The sequence below is a fragment of the Rhodopila sp. genome (assembly GCF_035548095.1).
In the GTDB taxonomy this organism is placed as follows: Bacteria; Pseudomonadota; Alphaproteobacteria; order Acetobacterales; family Acetobacteraceae; genus Rhodopila.
Genome location: NZ_DASZUV010000002.1, coordinates 186,067 through 203,099 on the forward strand (window position 1 = coordinate 186,067; position 17,033 = coordinate 203,099).

The following is a 17,033-nucleotide window of genomic DNA, read 5'->3' on the forward strand; positions in this document are numbered from 1 at the left end:
CGTCAGATATGGATCGCCCGGCCGTCGGCCGCCAGGGCCGCTTCCTTCACCGCCTCGCTCAGCGTCGGATGGGCATGGCAGACACGCGCGACATCCTCGGCCGAGGCACCGAACTCGATCGCGGTGACGACCTCGGCAATCAGCGCGCCGGCATCCGGCCCGACGATATGGGCGCCCAGCAGGCGATCCGTCCCCTTTTCCGCCAGCACCTTGACGAACCCGTCCGTATCGCCCATGGCGCGCGCTCGGCCGTTGGCGGTGAACGGGAATTTTCCCACCGTGTAGGCGGGGCCGCCCAGCTTCAGCTCATCCTCGGTCTTGCCCACCGTGGCCACTTCCGGCCAGGTGTAGACGACACCGGGAATCGCGTCGTAGTTCACATGCCCGGCCTGACCGGCCAGGATTTCCGCCACCGCCACGCCTTCGTCCTCGGCCTTGTGCGCCAGCATCGGCCCGGCGATGACATCGCCGATCGCATAGATACCCGGGACGTTGGTGGCATAGTGCTGATCGACGATGACCCGCTTGCGCTCATCCAGCGCGACGCCGGCTTCCGCCAGGCCAAGACCATCCGTGTAGGGGCGCCGGCCGATCGCCACCAGCACGATATCGGCTTTCAGCGTTTCGGCGTTGCCGCCCGTCACCGGTTCCATGGTCAGGACGACCCCGTCCGCGCCGGCGGCGGCGCTCGTTACCTTGGTACCCAGCCGGAACTTGATGCCCTGCTTGGCCAGGATGCGCTGGAAGGCGGTGGCAACCTCGGTATCCATGCCGGGCACGATGCGGTCCAGGAATTCCACCACCGTGACCTCGGCGCCCAGGCGGCGCCACACGCTGCCCAGTTCCAGCCCGATCACGCCGGCGCCGATGACAACCAGGTGGCCCGGCACCTTGTCCAGTTCCAGCGCGCCGGTGGAAGTGACGATCTGCCGCTCATCCACCGTCACGCCCGGCAGCGGCACGCTGTCGCTGCCGGTGGCGATGACGATCGCCTTGGTCTCGTGAATCTGGCCGTCCACGTCCACCTTGCCGGGCGCGGCAATGCGGCCGGTGCCCTTCAGCCAGGTGATCTTGTTCTTGCGGAACAGAAACTCGACGCCCCTGGTGTTGGCGGTGACGACCTCCTGCTTGCGTGCCTGCATCCGCGCGAGGTCGAGCTTCACGCCCTCGACCAGCACGCCATGGTCCTTCAGTGCGTGGCTGGCCTTGTCGAACGCCTCGGAGGACTGCAGCAGCGCCTTGGAGGGGATGCAGCCAATGTTCAGGCAGGTGCCGCCCAGGGTCGCGCGCTTTTCCACGCAGGCCGTCTTCAGCCCAAGCTGGGCGGCGCGGATGGCGCAGACATAGCCACCAGGGCCGGAGCCAATGACGATGACGTCGAAGGAGTCGCTCATGCAATCCTCTGGTGTCGTTGCTGAAGGGTTACAGCGCCGAACGAGGCGCCGCGCTTGCCGATGATAGCGGAATGGTCGTCGCCGTTACTTCCCGTACATGCCATGGCGGTATCACGCTTTTTGTCACGGCAGCCGTGCGTCGCCACGGCAGCGCCTGCGCCGGGATGTATTGCGAGGGTGGCGCCCCTTCGTCATGGCGGGCGTACGCCGGCCATGACGGAGACGAGTCGTCGCCGAGGATGACGGGAAAGGATCATTGCCCCGCCATGACCGCGATCAAATCTCCAGCAGCAGCCTGCGGGGATCCTCGATGCTTTCCTTCACCCGCACCAGGAAGGACACCGCTTCCTTCCCGTCGACGATGCGGTGGTCATAGGACACCGCCAGGTACATCATCGGACGGATCTCGATCTTGCCGCCGACCACCATCGGGCGGTCCTGGATCTTGTGCATGCCCAGGATCGCCGACTGCGGCGGGTTCAGGATCGGCGTCGACATCAGCGACCCGTAGATGCCGCCATTGGTGATGCTGAACGTGCCGCCGGTCAGGTCCTCCAGCTTCAACTGCCCGTCCCGCGCCTGGCGGCCGAAGGTGGCGACGGCGCTCTCGATCTGCGCCAGCGACATCCGATCGGCGTCGCGGATCACCGGCACGACCAGGCCTGACGGGCCGCCCACCGCGATACCCATGTGGACGAAGTTCTTATAGATGATGTCGTCGCCGTCGATCTCGGCGTTCACCGCCGGGAACTCCTTCAGTGCCGCGCAGCAGGCGCGAACGAAGAAGCCCATGAAGCCCAGGCGGACGCCCTTGTGCTTCTTCTCGAACACGTCGCGGTATTCGGCACGCAGCGCCATCACCGCGCCCATGTCCACCTCGTTGAAGGTGGTCAGCATCGCCGCGGTGTTCTGCGCTTCCTTCAGCCGTGCGGCGATGGTGCGGCGCAGGCGGGTCATCTTCACCCGCTCCTCCCGCGGTTCCGCGGCGCGCGGCGCCTTCGGGGCGGGTGCCGGGGTCGGGGCGGGGGCCGGGCGGTTCAGGAACGCCAGCACATCGCCCTTGGTGATGCGGCCATCCTTGCCGGAGCCGGTGCCGATATCGGCGGTGCTGACCGCATTCTCGGTCATCAGCTTGGCCGCGGCGGGCAGCGGCGCGTGCGCCGGCGCGGCGGCGGGACGCGCCACCGGGCCGCGCGCGGCGGGCGGCGGGTTGATGCCGGTCGGCGGCGGCGCGGCCGGTCCAGGCGCCTGGATCGCCTCCCCGCCGGACGCGGCGGCCGGCTTGACGGCCGGCGTGGCCCCGGCGGCATCCAGCATCCCCAGCACCGCGCCAACCTCCACCTCGGCGCCTTCGGGGGCGGCGATCGAGGTCAGCACACCGGCGGCGGGCGCGTTCACCTCGACGGTGACCTTGTCGGTCTCCAGCTCCACCAGCGGCTCATCGGCGGCGACCGCTTCGCCAGCCTGCTTGATCCACCGCGCGACCGTCGCCGTGGTGACGCTTTCGCCGAGGGCCGGCACTACGATCTCTGTCGCCATTCTTCTATCCTATTTCGGGCGCTGGTGAGGCTGGGGAACCGGGGCGCGGTCTAGCCGATCCCGAGGACCGTGGCCACCAGCCGCGATTGCTGCGCCATATGGGTCTTCGCCAGGCCGGTCGCGGGGCTGGCTGCCTCGTCGCGGCTCACCAGCACCGGCCGCCGTACCTTCATGTCCAGGCGCGACAGCACCTGCTCGATCCGACGGTCGACGAAGGTCCATGCGCCCATGTTCGCCGGCTCCTCCTGGCACCACACCACGTCGGCGTTGCCATAGGGCGCCAGCAGGCGGCTCAGGGTCTTGTCCGGGAATGGATGGAACTGCTCCAGCCGCAGGATGGCGATATCCTTGATCTCCTTCGACCGCCGCTCCTGCAGCAGGTCGTAATAGACCTTGCCGGAGCACAGTACGACGCGGTGCACATGTTCCGGCGGATCGATCGCGTCGATCTCGGGGATGACGTAGCGGAACCGCGTGCCCTCGGCGAAATCCTCCAGCGGCGAGACCGCCAGCTTGTGCCGCAGCAGCGACTTCGGCTCGAACACGATCAGCGGCTTGCGGAAGTTGCGGTGCACCTGCCGGCGCAGCGCGTGGAAGTAGTTCGCCGGAGTGGAGCAGTTGCAGACCCACATGTTGCGTTCGGCGCAGAGCTGCAGATAGCGCTCGATACGGGCGGAGGAGTGCTCCGGCCCCTGGCCCTCGTAACCATGCGGCAGCAGCATCACCAGGCCGGACATGCGTAGCCATTTCGTTTCGCCGCTGGCGATGAACTGGTCGATGATCACCTGCGCCCCGTTGGCGAAATCACCGAACTGGGCTTCCCACAGAACCAGCGTGTGCGGATCGGCCAGCGAGTAGCCGTAGTCGAAGCCCAGCACGCCGGCTTCCGATAGCAGCGAGTTGTAGATCTCGATGCGCGCCTGGTTCGGCTGGATGTTGTTCAGCGGCGTGTATTCGTTCTGGTTGAGCTGGTCGATCAGCACCGCGTGGCGCTGGCTGAATGTGCCGCGCTGCGTGTCCTCGCCGGACAGGCGGACGCGATGGCCCTCCAGCAGCAGGCTGCCGAAGGCCAGCGCCTCGCCGGTCGCCCAGTCGATGTCCTGGCCGGTCTCGATGGCCTGCCGCTTGGCTTCCAGCTGCCGGGCGATCTTGGAATTGACGTTGAAGCCCTCCGGCACCCGCGTCAGGGCGATGCCGATCCGCTTCAGCGTGTCGGTCGGGACGGCGGTCTCTTCCTCGACATGCGGCATGTCCTCCCGCTCCGGCGGGTGGAAGCCGGACCAATGGCCTTCCAGCCAGTCGGCCTTGTTCGGCTTATAGGATTTCGCCGCCTCGTTCGCGTCGTCCAGCGTCTTCATGACGGCATCCAGCATCGCCTTCGACTCCTCGGCCGACACCACGCCCTCGGCCGCGAGTTTCTCCGCGTACAGCGTCCGCGTGGTACGGGTCTTGGCGATCTGCCGGTACATCAGCGGCTGGGTGAAGGCCGGCTCGTCCGTCTCGTTATGGCCGTGGCGGCGATAGCAGACGATGTCCAGCACGACATCACCGCCGAATGTCATGCGGAAATCCGCGGCCATGCGGGAGCAGAAGATCACCGCTTCCGGGTTGTCACCGTTCACATGCAGGATCGGCGCCTGGATGGCCTTGGCCACGTCGGTGCAGTACAGGCCGGAATAGGCATGCGCCGGCACCGTGGTGAAGCCGATCTGGTTGTTGACGACCAGATGGATCGTGCCGCCGGTGCGGTAGCCGATCAGCTGGCTCATCGCCAGCGTCTCATACACCAGCCCCTGACCGGCGAAGGCGGCATCGCCGTGCATCAGGATCGCCATCACCGACCGACGCTCCTTGGTGTCGCCCGCCGAATCCTGGCGCGCGCGCACCTTGCCGACGACCACCGGGTCCACCGCTTCCAGATGGGACGGATTCGGCTGCAGCGACAGGTGCACCGTCCGGCCGGCAATCTCCATGTCGGTGGAAGTGCCCAGATGATATTTCACGTCACCGGACCCCAGCACGTCGTCCGGCAGGAAGCTTTCGCCACCGAATTCAGAGAACACGGCGGTCAGCGGCTTCTTGACGATATTGACCAGCGTGTTCAGGCGGCCGCGATGCGGCATGCCGATGGCCACCTCCTTCACCCCGCCGGCCGCCGCCGTCTCGATGATCGCGTGCAGCGCGGGAATGGTGACCTCGCCGCCTTCCAGCCCGAAGCGCTTGGTGGTGACGTAGCGCTTCTGACAGAACGCCTCGAACCCCTCGGCTTCGGTCAGCTGCCGCAGGATCGTACGCTTGTCGTCGCCGGTCATCGCCGTCAGCCACGGCGCCCCCTCCACCCGTCGCTGAATCCAGGATTTCTGGTCCGGGTCCTGGATATGCATGAACTCGACACCGATCGGCCCGCAATAGGTCCGCCGCAGGATCGTCACGATCTCGCGCAGGGTGGCGGTTTCACGGCCCAGCACGTGGTCGATGAAGATCGGCTGGTCCATATCGGCCTCGGTGAAGCCGTAGGTCTTCGGGTCCAGCTCCGCGTGCGGAGCCGGGATGGTCAGGCCCAGCGGGTCCAGCCGAGCCTCCAGGTGGCCGCGGACGCGGTAGGAGCGGATCAGCATGAGCGCGCGCAGTGAGCGGACCGTCGCGGCCCGGATCTCCTCCTGTGACGCGCTGCCCGTCCTTGGGGCCTCGGCCGTCCCCGGGCCGGCGGCGCCGGCACCCTCCGCCCGCCCGCCGGCCTCCGGTGGGGTACCCAGTGGAGTTCGTGGCGCCCAGGAGGCGCCGGTCGCATCCTCCAGCACCGCCCGCGCCTCGTCGTTCATGGCACCGAACAGCTCCGCGAAGCTGGGATCGACCGAGGCGGGATCGGTCACCCAACGGGCATAGAGGTCCGCGAGGAATGTCGCGTTGGCACCGCTGAATGCCGACGCCAGAATGTCCATGCCGGCCATCTGTTACGATCCTTGGATGTCGTGTGGGCGGGTCTTAGAGAACGCGTACCAGCCAAGACAAGGCTGTAACGGCGCGCCTGGGTTGCTTCAAGAGCATGTCCGCGCCGGTTCCTTGGCGGGCGCCATGAATGGCGGACGGCACGGGCCAGCGGCAAGGCCAAGCGGCAAGGGCAAGGCGGGCGCCACGAGGCGCCGCGCCTCTGTCGCCGGATGGTGCCGCCGGCGCCACGCTGGCCACCGCGGCGCTTTCGACTATGCTGCGGGAAAAGGCGGCCGGATCGACCGGGGCGCCAAGGAGGACGCCATGACCTCATTGAACGATGTCCTGGAAAGCAGCGCGTTGACCAAGGTCGCGGGCGGCATGTCATTCACCGAAGGTCCGTTGTGGCACCCGGACGGGTTTTTCTATTTCGTCGATCTGTTCGCCAACCGGCTGTACCGCCTGGTGCCGGGCGGGACGCCAGAGCTGGTGCGCACCACCGAAGGTGGCAATGGCACCACCTTCGACCTGCAGGGACGCCTGATCCATTGTGAGGGCGATGGCCGCAAGGTCACGCGGCTGGAGCGGGACGGCACCGTCACCACGATCGCCGATCGGATCGACGGCAAGCGCCTCAGCCGCCCGAACGACGTGATCTGCCATTCCAACGGCATGCTGCTGTTCACCGACCCGGATTTCCGCGTCCCGCTGGCCCAGCGCGAGATCGGCCACGCCGCCGTCTACCGCATCGCCCCAGACGGCTCGGTCTCCGAGTTCCTGCGTGTCGAATACCCCAACGGGCTGGCACTGTCGCGGGACGAGCGGACACTGTACGTCGCCAACACGCGGTGGACGCAATATATCCACGCGGTGGAGCTGGACAGCGCGGGCAACGTCGTCCGGCGCCGCATCTTCGCCGACATGTCGGCCGACGGCACCAGCGGCGTGCCCGACGGCATGAAGATCGACGAGGCCGGGCGGGTCTTCTGCACCGGCACCGGCGGCGTCTGGGTGTTCGAGCCGGATGGCCGCTTGATCGGCATCATCGCGATGCCGGAGGTCTGCGCCAATATCGCCTTCGGCGGCCCGGATCTTCGCACGCTGCTGCTGACCGCATCCACGTCGGTCTATACGCTGCGCACGAAGGTCCCGGGACTGCCGCATCCGTGGTACTCGTTGCGCAAGGCCTGAGCCCATGCCGTATCGCAGTGTCGAGGATCTGCCGGACCCGGTTCGCCTGCACCTGCCCCGGCACGCCCAGGACATCTACCTCGCCGCCTTCAACAATGCCTGGCGGCAGCACGCCGACGATCCCGATGGCGAGGCGATCGTCCATCGCATCGCCTGGGGCGCGGTAAAGCGTCATTACCACAAGGAGGGTCCCGTCTGGGTCCCGAACGAGTAGCGCGACGCCGACTCATTCCCGCTCCCGCCTGCCCGCGTGGCGGCCGTCCATAGAGCGCGATCGCCTGAAGCCGGCGGTTGGAAGGCGTGAATCGCGCTCTCGAATAGCGATAGAGCGCGATCGCCTGAAGCCGGCGGTTGGAAGGCGTGAATCGCGCTCTCGAATGGCGATAGAGCGCGGTCGCCTGAAGCCGGCGGTTGGAGGGCGTGAGTCGCGCCCCTTGAATCAAAGAGTTGATAAAGCATGAGGGGGTCAACCTGACCCTGGCATGCTTTAGCAGATCGGCCCCAGCGCTTCCCGGCACACATCGGCAAGGTGCACGCCCAGGGCCCTGTAGTCACCGGCCCGCGGGGAATTCGGCCGCCAGGCCAGCCCCAGCGTCCGCCACGCCCCGGCCCCCGCGAGCGGTCGTAGCACCACGCCCGTCCCCTGCGTGATCCCCGCCGATACCGCGAGTTGCGGCAGCAACGTGACGCCCAGCCCGCCAGCCACCATCTGAACCAGTGTATGCAGGCTGGTGGCGGCGAAGCCGTCCTCACCGTCCACCCTGTCCCCGGCCAGCAAACCGCACACCGCCAACGCCTGGTCGCGCAGGCAGTGCCCGTCCTCCAGCAGCAGAAGCCGCTCCGTCGCCAGCGCGACGACCGGAACCTCCGGCTCGCCGGCCAACCGGTGGTTCGGCGGCAAGGCCACCACGAACGGATCACGCGCCACGGTGACGGACGGGGCGCCGCCGCAATCGCAGGGCAGCGCCAGCAGCAGCAGGTCCAGCCGGTGCGACGCCAGACGGTCGACCAGCCGCGCCGTGGTGTCCTCCCGCAGATAGAGCCGCAGCTTGGGAAAAGCCGTCCGCAGCGCCGGCATCAGCCGGGGCAGCAGGAACGGCCCAATGGTCGGGATCAGGCCGAGGCGCAGCGGCCCCGTCATCGGATCGCGGGCCGCGCTGGCCGCTTCGGTGACGGCCTCCAGCGATATCAGCGCGCTCCTCGCCCGCTCCACCAGGTCGAGGCCAAGCGGGGTGAACACCACGTGGCGGCCGGCGGCGCGATCCAGGATCTGGGTGTCGAGCTGCCGCTCCAGCGCCAGCAGCCCGGCCGACAGGGTCGACTGGGTCACCGCGCAGGCCTGCGCCGCTCGCCCGAAATGGCGGGTTTCCGACAAGGCGACGAGGTATCGGAGCTGTTGCGGGCTCGGGAGAATGGTCATCGGATGAGTCGATCGAACGGTCAAATATCATTCATTGGCGCTGTCATACCAGCCGCACCACACTTGTGGTGCTTTTTTCATCTGGAGCGTTTCGGAATGCTGACTGTTGGCGATACCTTCCCCTCCTTCGCCCTCAAGGCCGTCAAGGGTGGGCCGGAAGGTCTCAACCTGAACACCGCCTTCACCGACATCACGCCGGAGACCGATGCGGGCAAGTGGAAGGTGGTGTTCTTCTGGCCGAAGGACTTCACTTTCGTCTGCCCGACCGAGATCGTGGCGTTCAGCAAGATGGCTGGCGACTTCGCCGACCGCGACACGGTGGTCTACGGCGTATCGATCGACAGCGAGTTCGTCCATCTGAACTGGCGCCTGCACCACGAAGACCTGAGGGATCTGCAGATCCCGATGCTGGCCGACCTGAAGCGGGAGCTGTCGACGGCAACCGGCGTGCTGGACAAGACGGAAGGCGTCGCGCTGCGTGCCACCTTCGTTGTCGATCCGGACAATATCATCCGGTTCGCCGCGGTGAACGACCTGTCCGTGGGCCGCAATCCCGCCGAGGTGCTGCGCGTGCTGGACGCGCTGCAGACCGATGAGCTGTGCCCGTGCAACTGGAACAAGGGCGAGCAGGTCCTGCGCCCCGCCGCCTGATATTGCCGTCGCCTGACGCTTTCTGACGGGCCGGGCCGCGGGCATCCCCTGATGGATGTCACGGATGGATGTCACGCGGCCCGGCCGGTCGTTTTGCCCAAGGACAAGTCATGTCGCTTGACGCCCTGAAGTCGGAGCTGCCCGACTATGCCAAGGATATCCGGCTGAATATCGGATCGTTGGCAACGGAACCGTCCCTGACGACGGAGCAGCGCGGGGGCACCTTCATCGCCTCAGCCTTCGCCACCCGCAACGCGACGGTCATCCGCGAAGTGCTGGATGAGTTCGCGCCGCAACTTTCGCCGGAAGCGATGACCGCCGCGAAGGCGGCCGGCGCGATCATGGCGATGAACAACGTCTATTACCGGTTCACGCATCTGGTCGGCGGCGACTACCCGAAGCTGCCCGCCAAGCTGCGGATGAACGTCATGGCCAGGCCCGGCGTCGACAAGGCAACCTTCGAGCTGTGGTCACTGGCGGTTTCGGCGATCAACGGCTGCGGCATGTGCATGGAAAGCCATGAGCGCGCGGTGCGCGAACATGGCATGACGACGGAGCAGGTGCAGGCTGCTGTCCGCATCGCCGCGGTCGTCAACGCCACCGCCGGAACGCTGGACATGGAGGCGGCGGTCCACTGATCTCGGCGGACCGGCAGGCGGGCACCGCGACCCTGTCATGCGTGTCTCCGGATCAGGCCGGGTTCGCCAGCGGGTTGCAGGCATCGCCCGCCACCACGGCCAGCCGGTATAGCCGCAGCTCGGCCGTGCTGAGCCCGGGAACCGTGCCGGCCAGGTGGCGCAGGATCGGCGTGCTTTCCAGCAAACGGGCGCCGGCGCCTTGCGCGACGAGGCCGACGGCGGCGGTTTCCAGCGCCGCGCGCAGCGTTCGCCGCAGCAGCATCAGCGTCACCATGCCGCCCGGCCTCAACCCATAGGCCACCGCGACCTGCCGCACGATGCGCAGCCCATACAGCGCGACGATGATCCCGTCCCAGGACTGATGAGGGGAGATCGCCACCAGCAGGCTGCCCTCGGTGGCCACGCGCAGACCGATGCGCCTTGTCTCCGCCTCCAGCGGGGGCGCCACCCGATTCTTCAGGATCGCCAGCACCTGGTCCGCCGTCTCCGCCTTGCGGATCGCCGACATCACCGCCGGGTCAACCTCCAGCCGGCCGGGCAAGGTGCGCAGCCAGCCCAGCGTGACGCCGCGCAGCTGCGACAGGCCGATCGTCTCGGCATGCCGCAGCGCATCGCGCACGATCTCCACGCGTCGCACCGACCGCATGGCCCGCCATTCCGACAGCAGCGCCGCCAGCACCAGCAGCAGGCCGGTCGCGTAGGCGGCGATGACGATGTTCCCCATCACCGGCGAGACCTGATACGAAGACAGCGCCGCCAGCGTCATCGTCGTGGCCAGCCAGCCCGCGATGATCAACGCTATGCCGGCGACGGCCACCAGGCCGGCTCCCAGCCGGCGGGGCGGCCGCTTGATCTCATCCGGCCGCCAGTCGGCGCCGATCGCGGTGGGCGCGTCCGGCAGAGGATCATGCAGGAAGGGCCGCTCGATCTCCACCCGGTCGGCCGCCGCCCCGGCGGGATCGGACGCCACCGGGCGTGCTCGCGGCGGCTCTGGCACCCGCGGTACTGGATTCGATGCCTCGTCGTCCAGGAAACGCGGCGTTTCGCGTGTCACAGCAGGTCTCCGATCACCGCATCCAGGACTTCATCCAGTGCCAGGTGGCGGATTCCCCGCACACCACGGGGATCGATCCGCGGCGGCAGGAAGTCCGGCAGCTCGAAATAGCCGGCATCCCAGAAATAGTCGGGAATATCCTCCGCCGGGATCTGTCCCGGGGAGAATGGCCGCGCCGGCCCGCCGGGCACCAGAACACCCTGCACGGCGCGCACCGGGCGGCCTTTGACGGTCAGGGTCACATCCTCGGTCGAGCGGATCGACGAAGCCACGTGATAGCTGACGCTCGCACGGTCCGCCTCGATCGCCCCGGCCGCGGGTTTCGCGAGGTTCGTCAGCAGCGAGCGCAGCGCCTGACGGTCGAGCTCCGGGACATGGTCGGCTTTGGTGGCGACGAAGGCGACACGATCCACCGATCGCGTGCCCATGAAGGCTGCCAGCAGCGATTGCGCCGCCGACACGGTCAGTGACAATGGCCAGGGTAGTTCCGACGCCGTCACCCCCGATCTGCGGCCGCGCGCCCAGGTGCCCCAGCCGTCACGCAGGACCACGGCCAGATCGTGAATGGCCGCGGCGGTGTCGTCGAACGCCAGCTTGCCGGCATAGAGGCAGCCCAGCACATCGACCAGCATGATCTGCCGGTCGAACGACCGGAAATAGCTGTCGAAGAAGTTCGCCCTGATTTCCCGCTTGTAGGTCTCGAACCGGTCCTGCAACAGCCGCCCGATCGAGCCGTGCATCAGCGGGCCCGCGGTGCCCGGCATCGGGAAGAACCACAGGAAGGGCGCGTCGCCGAACGGGCCGGGACACAGGAAGCGCCCCGGCTGCAGATAGCGCAGGCCGGCGGTATTTCGCAGGCTGGACAATGTTTCCTTATATAGCGCATGGCCCTGCCGCACGGTCGCCCCATCGGCCGGGCCATCGGCGCTCAGGCCACGCAGATAATCCAGGAACCGCCCGGTCTGCGGCTGCAAGGCAGGGGTTTGCAATCGGGCCAGCGTATCGTCGGACCAGGCGGCGTGACTGAGATCCAGCAGCGGCAGGTCCAGCAGCCACTCGCCAGGGTAGTCCAGGATGTCCATCCGCACCCGGCGGGAGCCCAGCTTCTGGCCCAGCCCCTCGCGCTCGATCTCCAGCGTGATGGAGATTTCCGAGAGATCCTCGGTGCGCGGCGGCCACGCGGCGTCCGAGCGGGAAAGTGCCAGCAACTTTGACTGGAAGTCGAAATAGGGAATCGTCTGCACACCGGCCGGATCGATCGACACGCGCCGCAGCCGGCTGCGGCCCCGGCTGTCCAGCCGCCGCGTGATCAGGGGCAGCGTGTCGCGCCCGTGGCCGAGCGCGATCAGGTTCTGGATCAGGGAGGTGATGAAGACGGTCTTGCCGGATCGGCTGAGGCCGGTGACGGCAAGGCGGATCCGGGTTTCGTTCATGGCGGTATCGACGGAGTCGGAAACTCCCGACGCCATGTTCCTGACCCCGGTCCACAGCCAGTGGCCGAGACCTGCCCCCTGCCTCATGCGGTCTCCATGTCCTTGCCGATCGCGGCGGCCGCAAAGCCCGGCCGCGCAGCCTGGTACGGACCCGCCGCGGCAAGCCCATCCCGGTATAGGCCCATCCCCATCGGCCGCGGGTCCGCACGGCGCTGACCACCATACATGGTTCTACCCGCGCGGTCCTGCCCCTCCTGTAACACGGCCCTGACCTGCCCGTCTTTCCTGCTTGTCGGGCCATCGTCGGCATCCCACCTGCCGCGAAACCGCAAAACGGAGTCTTCAATGATCGAGGTTCGCCCGTTCGACAGCCTGGGCGCGTTCCGCAACGCCTGGCTGGATACGCACCACCACTTTAGTTTTGCCAACTACCATGACCCCGCCCGCATGGGCGTCGGCCGTCTCCGGGTCTGGAACGACGATGAGATCGCACCCGGCACCGGGTTCGACCCGCATCCGCACCGTGACATGGAAATCGTGACCTATGTGCGCCAGGGCGCCATTACGCATCGTGACAGCCTGGGCAACCAGGGCCGGACCGAGGCCGGTGACGTTCAGGTGATGCATGCCGGCACCGGGATCACCCACGCCGAATACAATCTGGAGCAGGTGCCCACCAGCCTGTTCCAGATCTGGATCCTGCCGGACCGGCGCGGCGCGGCGCCGGGCTGGGACATGCGGAGCTTCCCCAAGGAAGGGGAAGGCCTGTCGGTCCTTGCCTCCGGCCGCTCCGGCGACAGCGGCGCGCTGCCGCTGAATGCGGATGCCGCCGTGCTGGCCGGCACGCTGGGCGAGGGTCAGACGGTGGAGCTGGCGCTGGCCGAAGGGCGGGTTGCCTATCTGGTGCCGGTGGACGGGCCGGTGACCGTCAACGGCGTGGAGGCGAACCCGCGCGACGGCGTGGCGATCACCGATGAGTCCAGCGTGGCGATCACGGCCAGGCAGAAGACGGCCGTCGTGGTGGTGGACGTCGCCGCCTGAAGGCACGACCGCGCGGCGGGCGCACCCGGCGGTCGGCGCCCGGGGGCGCCTGCCGTGTCCCTGCTGATATCAACGAGGACGGACAACCGAGCATCGGGCCGTCCTCGCACGATCCCGTTCGTCAGTAGACGACAACCGACCGGATCGACTCCCCGCGCCGCATCAGATCGAACCCTTCATTGATCTGCTCGAACGGCAAGACATGCGTGATCAGGTCGTCGATGTTGATGCGCCCGTCCATATACCAGTCGACGATGCGCGGCACGTCGGTACGCCCCCTGGCGCCGCCAAAGGCCGTGCCCATCCAGGTCCGGCCGGTGACCAGCTGGAATGGCCGCGTGGCAATCTCCTGCCCCGCCCCGGCGACACCGATGATGACGGATTTGCCCCAGCCACGATGGGCGCATTCCAGGGCCTGGCGCATGACGTTCACGTTGCCGATGCACTCGAAGCTGTAATCGGCCCCACCCTTGGTCAGGTCCACCAGATACGGCACCAGGTCGCCCCGCACCTCGCTCGGGTTGACGAAATGCGTCATGCCGAACGTCTCGGCGATCGGCTTGCGGCCGGGGTTGAGGTCAACGCCGACGATCTGCTCCGCGCCGATCATCTTCAGCCCCTGGATCACATTCAGCCCGATGCCGCCCAGGCCGAACACCACCGCCCGGCAGCCGGTCTCGGCCTTCGCGGTGTTGATCACCGCGCCGATGCCGGTGGTCACGCCGCAGCCGATATAGCAGACCTTGTCGAACGGCGCGTCCTCCCGGATCTTCGCCAGCGCGATCTCGGGCAGCACCGTGAAGTTGGCGAAGGTGCTGGTGCCCATGTAATGGAACACCGTCTCCTTTCCGCTGCGGAACCGGCTGGTACCGTCCGGCATCAGGCCCTTGCCTTGTGTCGCGCGGATCGCAACGCAGAGATTCGTCTTCCGCGACAGGCAGTACTCGCACTGCCGGCATTCCGGCGTATACAGCGGGATGACGTGGTCACCCTTCTTCAGACTGGTGACATTGCTGCCGACGTCCACCACGACGCCGGCCCCCTCGTGGCCCAGGATCGATGGGAAGATGCCTTCCGGGTCCGCCCCGGACAGCGTGTACTCGTCCGTATGGCAGATACCGGTCGCCTTGATCTCGACCAGCACCTCACCCTCGCGCGGACCGTCCAGTTCGACCGTCTCCAGGCTCAGTGACTTGCCGGCCTCGCGGGCGACCGCGGCACGTGTCTTCATGGTCCAGACTCCCAACCATCAGGGCGCCCATGGTGCTGACAGGCACGCCGGGGATCAAGCGGGGTGACCGGAATCCCGCCGCAACCCTGGCGTGGGACGTACCGTCAAACACATCTATCGCGCGCCGGGCCGAGACGTGGCACATAAATGTGATCAGCCCCCGATTCTCCTCCCCATGTCGCTTGCCACGCGCATCCTGCTGCTGATCGCCCTGGCCATGCTGCCAGTCGTCGGCGCCGAACTGTATACCCAGCTCGAACTGCGGCAGGCGCGCGCCGCGGCGGAACAGGCTGATGCCCTGCGCTTTGCGCGGCTCGTATCGAGCGACGCCCTGCGCACGGTGGAAGTCATGAAGGCGATCCTGATCGCCGTCGCCGCGGCACCCCCGGTCGAGAATTTCGACCCCGACGCCTGCAACCGCTATCTGACCGGCCTCGCCAGCCATTATCCGCAGATCTTCAACATGGCTCTTGTCGACACCAACGGACAGTCGATCTGCGGCAAGGTCGTGGCTCCGCCCAGTATCAACGCCAGCGACCGGTTCTATTTTCAGGAAGCGATCCGCACCGGAAGCTTCGTGATCGGCGACTACATGGTCGGCCGCACCGTTCGGCAGCCGCAGCTGCCACTCGCCCTTCCGTTCAAGGACGCGGCCGGGCGCCAGCGCGTGGCCTATGTCGGTCTCGGCTTCGACTGGTTGCAGGCCCATTTCCGTGAGCTCGACCTTCCCCCGGGCGCGACGCTGTGGATTGCCGACCGGCGCGGCGTGCTCGTGGTCGCGCCCACGCCGGGCGCTGTGGGCACGCCCATGCCTGCGATCCTCGGCCCAGCCCTGCATCGGGCGGAAGGCACGATCCGCTACCGCGACGCCGAGGGCCAATCCCACATCGTCGGGTACCTGCCGCCGATGGTACCGCCGCAAGGGCTGCTGATCGCGGTCGATCTGCGGGAGCCGCCGATATCCCTGCTGGCGACGGCGGCGGCACGCCGTGATCTGATCATCCTGCTGACCTCGATCCTTGCGACCGCCGCCCTGGCCAGCACCGGCACGAGATGGCTGGTCAGCCGGCCGCTGCAGCGCCTGGCGCACGCGGCGCGGCAATGGTCTGCCGGCAACTACGACGTTCGCGTCAACCTGCCGGACCGGTCATCCGAGGCCGGCCGGCTGAGCATCGCCTTCGATCAGATGGCCGACGTCATCGAACGCAACCAGTCCGCGCTTCGCAGGGCAAACGAGACTCTGGAACAGCGTGTGGCGGAGCGCACGGCCGCCCTGTCCAAGACCAACCGGCAGCTGGAGGCCGCGATCGCCGAGCAACAGGCGGCCGAGGCATCGCTGCGGCAATCGCAGAAAATGGAGGCGATCGGCCGGCTGACCGGCGGCATTGCCCATGATTTCAACAATCTGCTGACCGCTATCGGCGGTAGCATCGATTTCCTGTACCGGTCCGTACCCGCCGGGGACGACCGCGCGCACCGCTACTACATACTGGGCCGGGACGGGGTGAAGCGCGCCGCGCGCATGACCCATCGGCTGCTGGCGTTCGCCCGACAGCAACCGCTGGAGTCACGCACGGTCGACCTCAACCGGCTCGTCGCCGGCCTGGCCGACCTGCTGTCCCGCACACTCGGCGCCTCGATCGAGATCAAGACGATCCTGTCGCCAGACCTGTGGCGAACCCGCAGCGATCCGGCGCAGATCGAGAATGCCCTGCTGAACCTGGCGATCAATGCCCGCGACGCGATGCCGGACGGCGGCAGGCTGACGATCGAAACCGCCAACGCGGAATTGGATGCCGCCTACGCCGCGACTCACAACGAGGTGCAACCGGGCCAATACGTCATGCTGGCGGTGACCGATACCGGCCATGGCATGTCGCCCGGCGTGGCCGCCCAGGCCTTCGACCCGTTCTTCACCACCAAGGCACCCGGTCAGGGCACCGGCCTGGGCCTGTCGATGATCTATGGCTTCGCCCGCCAGTCGGATGGCCACGCGAAGATCTACAGCGAGCCTGGCCATGGGACGACCGTGAAGCTGTATCTGCCGCGCCTGACGGGCGCGGATGCCGCCGTCATGGAGCCACCGTCGGAACTGCCGACCCTGACGGCGCCGGCCGGGCAGACGGTGCTCGTGGTGGAGGACGACGACGCGGTGCGCGAGCTGACGGTCGCCTTCCTGCACGACCTCCGCTACCGCGTCCTGGCCGCGGCCACGGGTACCGCCGGGCTGGACCTGCTGCGCCGCCACCCCGAGGTCACCGTGCTGTTCACGGATGTCGTCCTGACGGGGGGCATGAGCGGGCCGCAACTGGCCGAGCTCGCACGGAGGGAACGGCCCGGGCTGCCGATCCTGTTCACCACCGGCTATGCGCCCGGCGCGGCCAGTCACAACGGCATGCTGCCCGCTGGCGAACACGTGCTGTCGAAACCCTTCACCGCGGCGGAACTGGGCGCGCGCCTGCTCGACGTGCTGGAACCGCCCGGGCCCGCCTGACCGGCTCCCGGCGCAT

General features: G+C 67.6%; 13 protein-coding genes. 6 read left to right on the forward strand and 7 right to left on the reverse strand.

Annotated elements, in window-relative coordinates; all coding sequences use genetic code 11:
* Positions 1-2: 2 nt before the first annotated feature.
* From lpdA to VHC04_RS03130, 3 genes are all read right to left on the reverse strand, one after another.
* Positions 3-1,394, reverse strand: coding sequence for a dihydrolipoyl dehydrogenase (gene lpdA / locus VHC04_RS03120; RefSeq protein ID WP_325677841.1), 1,392 nt, complete (start codon positions 1,392-1,394; stop codon positions 3-5).
* 276 nt (positions 1,395-1,670) lie between these two features.
* Positions 1,671-2,933, reverse strand: a complete 1,263-nt coding sequence (gene odhB / locus VHC04_RS03125) for a 2-oxoglutarate dehydrogenase complex dihydrolipoyllysine-residue succinyltransferase (RefSeq protein ID WP_325677843.1) — start codon at positions 2,931-2,933, stop codon at positions 1,671-1,673.
* Positions 2,934-2,983: 50 nt separating this feature from the next.
* Positions 2,984-5,884, reverse strand: coding sequence for a 2-oxoglutarate dehydrogenase E1 component (locus VHC04_RS03130; RefSeq protein WP_325677845.1), 2,901 nt, complete (start codon positions 5,882-5,884; stop codon positions 2,984-2,986).
* A 304-nt stretch (positions 5,885-6,188) separates the two neighbouring features.
* Between VHC04_RS03130 and VHC04_RS03135 the strand changes: the two genes are divergently transcribed.
* Positions 6,189-7,055 carry an SMP-30/gluconolactonase/LRE family protein gene (locus VHC04_RS03135; RefSeq protein ID WP_325677847.1) on the forward strand — a complete coding sequence of 289 codons (867 nt, stop codon included), beginning with the start codon at positions 6,189-6,191 and terminating at the stop codon, positions 7,053-7,055.
* 4 nt (positions 7,056-7,059) lie between these two features.
* Positions 7,060-7,269: a ChaB family protein gene (locus VHC04_RS03140; protein WP_325677849.1), complete on the forward strand. Its 210-nt coding sequence runs from the start codon at positions 7,060-7,062 to the stop codon at positions 7,267-7,269.
* 273 nt (positions 7,270-7,542) lie between these two features.
* Here VHC04_RS03140 and VHC04_RS03145 read toward each other — a convergent pair whose 3' ends face one another.
* Positions 7,543-8,475 carry a hydrogen peroxide-inducible genes activator gene (locus VHC04_RS03145; RefSeq protein WP_325677851.1) on the reverse strand — a complete coding sequence of 311 codons (933 nt, stop codon included), beginning with the start codon at positions 8,473-8,475 and terminating at the stop codon, positions 7,543-7,545.
* A 96-nt stretch (positions 8,476-8,571) separates the two neighbouring features.
* Between VHC04_RS03145 and VHC04_RS03150 the strand changes: the two genes are divergently transcribed.
* The gene (locus VHC04_RS03150; protein WP_325677853.1) at positions 8,572-9,126 is read left to right on the forward strand and encodes a peroxiredoxin; all 555 of its coding nucleotides are present in this window, start codon (positions 8,572-8,574) and stop codon (positions 9,124-9,126) included.
* A gap of 110 nt (positions 9,127-9,236) precedes the next feature.
* Positions 9,237-9,764 (forward strand): carboxymuconolactone decarboxylase family protein, encoded by a 528-nt coding sequence (locus VHC04_RS03155; RefSeq protein WP_325677855.1) that lies wholly within the window; start codon positions 9,237-9,239, stop codon positions 9,762-9,764.
* A 52-nt stretch (positions 9,765-9,816) separates the two neighbouring features.
* Here VHC04_RS03155 and VHC04_RS03160 read toward each other — a convergent pair whose 3' ends face one another.
* The gene (locus VHC04_RS03160) at positions 9,817-10,818 is read right to left on the reverse strand and encodes a DUF697 domain-containing protein (protein WP_325677857.1); all 1,002 of its coding nucleotides are present in this window, start codon (positions 10,816-10,818) and stop codon (positions 9,817-9,819) included.
* On the reverse strand, positions 10,815-12,251 hold the full coding sequence (locus tag VHC04_RS03165) for a YcjX family protein (protein ID WP_325677859.1): 1,437 nt from the start codon (positions 12,249-12,251) through the stop codon (positions 10,815-10,817). The genes VHC04_RS03160 and VHC04_RS03165 overlap by 4 nt, the downstream gene beginning before the upstream one ends.
* A 345-nt stretch (positions 12,252-12,596) precedes the next feature.
* On the opposite strand from VHC04_RS03165, the gene VHC04_RS03170 reads away from it, so the two are divergent.
* Positions 12,597-13,292 (forward strand): pirin family protein, encoded by a 696-nt coding sequence (locus VHC04_RS03170; protein WP_325677861.1) that lies wholly within the window; start codon positions 12,597-12,599, stop codon positions 13,290-13,292.
* A 121-nt stretch (positions 13,293-13,413) separates the two neighbouring features.
* On the opposite strand, the gene VHC04_RS03175 is transcribed toward VHC04_RS03170, so the two are convergent.
* A complete protein-coding gene (locus tag VHC04_RS03175; RefSeq protein ID WP_325677863.1) occupies positions 13,414-14,523 on the reverse strand; it encodes an S-(hydroxymethyl)glutathione dehydrogenase/class III alcohol dehydrogenase in 1,110 nt (369 codons plus the stop codon).
* Between the two features lie 175 nt (positions 14,524-14,698).
* On the opposite strand from VHC04_RS03175, the gene VHC04_RS03180 reads away from it, so the two are divergent.
* Positions 14,699-17,017: an ATP-binding protein gene (locus VHC04_RS03180; RefSeq protein ID WP_325677865.1), complete on the forward strand. Its 2,319-nt coding sequence runs from the start codon at positions 14,699-14,701 to the stop codon at positions 17,015-17,017.
* Positions 17,018-17,033: the final 16 nt, after the last annotated feature.

Bases quoted from the DNA above. Each gene is read 5' to 3' on its own strand.
- VHC04_RS03175 (WP_325677863.1), bottom strand. From the start codon at position 14,523: ATGAAGACACGTGCCGCGGTCGCCCGCGAGGCCGGCAAGTCACTGAGC.
- VHC04_RS03135 (WP_325677847.1), top strand. From the start codon at position 6,189: ATGACCTCATTGAACGATGTCCTGGAAAGCAGCGCGTTGACCAAGGTC.
- odhB (WP_325677843.1), bottom strand. From the start codon at position 2,933: ATGGCGACAGAGATCGTAGTGCCGGCCCTCGGCGAAAGCGTCACCACG.
- VHC04_RS03165 (WP_325677859.1), bottom strand. From the start codon at position 12,251: ATGAACGAAACCCGGATCCGCCTTGCCGTCACCGGCCTCAGCCGATCC.
- VHC04_RS03145 (WP_325677851.1), bottom strand. From the start codon at position 8,475: ATGACCATTCTCCCGAGCCCGCAACAGCTCCGATACCTCGTCGCCTTG.
- VHC04_RS03155 (WP_325677855.1), top strand. From the start codon at position 9,237: ATGTCGCTTGACGCCCTGAAGTCGGAGCTGCCCGACTATGCCAAGGAT.
- VHC04_RS03130 (WP_325677845.1), bottom strand. From the start codon at position 5,884: ATGGCCGGCATGGACATTCTGGCGTCGGCATTCAGCGGTGCCAACGCG.
- VHC04_RS03170 (WP_325677861.1), top strand. From the start codon at position 12,597: ATGATCGAGGTTCGCCCGTTCGACAGCCTGGGCGCGTTCCGCAACGCC.
- VHC04_RS03150 (WP_325677853.1), top strand. From the start codon at position 8,572: ATGCTGACTGTTGGCGATACCTTCCCCTCCTTCGCCCTCAAGGCCGTC.
- lpdA (WP_325677841.1), bottom strand. From the start codon at position 1,394: ATGAGCGACTCCTTCGACGTCATCGTCATTGGCTCCGGCCCTGGTGGC.
- VHC04_RS03140 (WP_325677849.1), top strand. From the start codon at position 7,060: ATGCCGTATCGCAGTGTCGAGGATCTGCCGGACCCGGTTCGCCTGCAC.
- VHC04_RS03180 (WP_325677865.1), top strand. From the start codon at position 14,699: ATGTCGCTTGCCACGCGCATCCTGCTGCTGATCGCCCTGGCCATGCTG.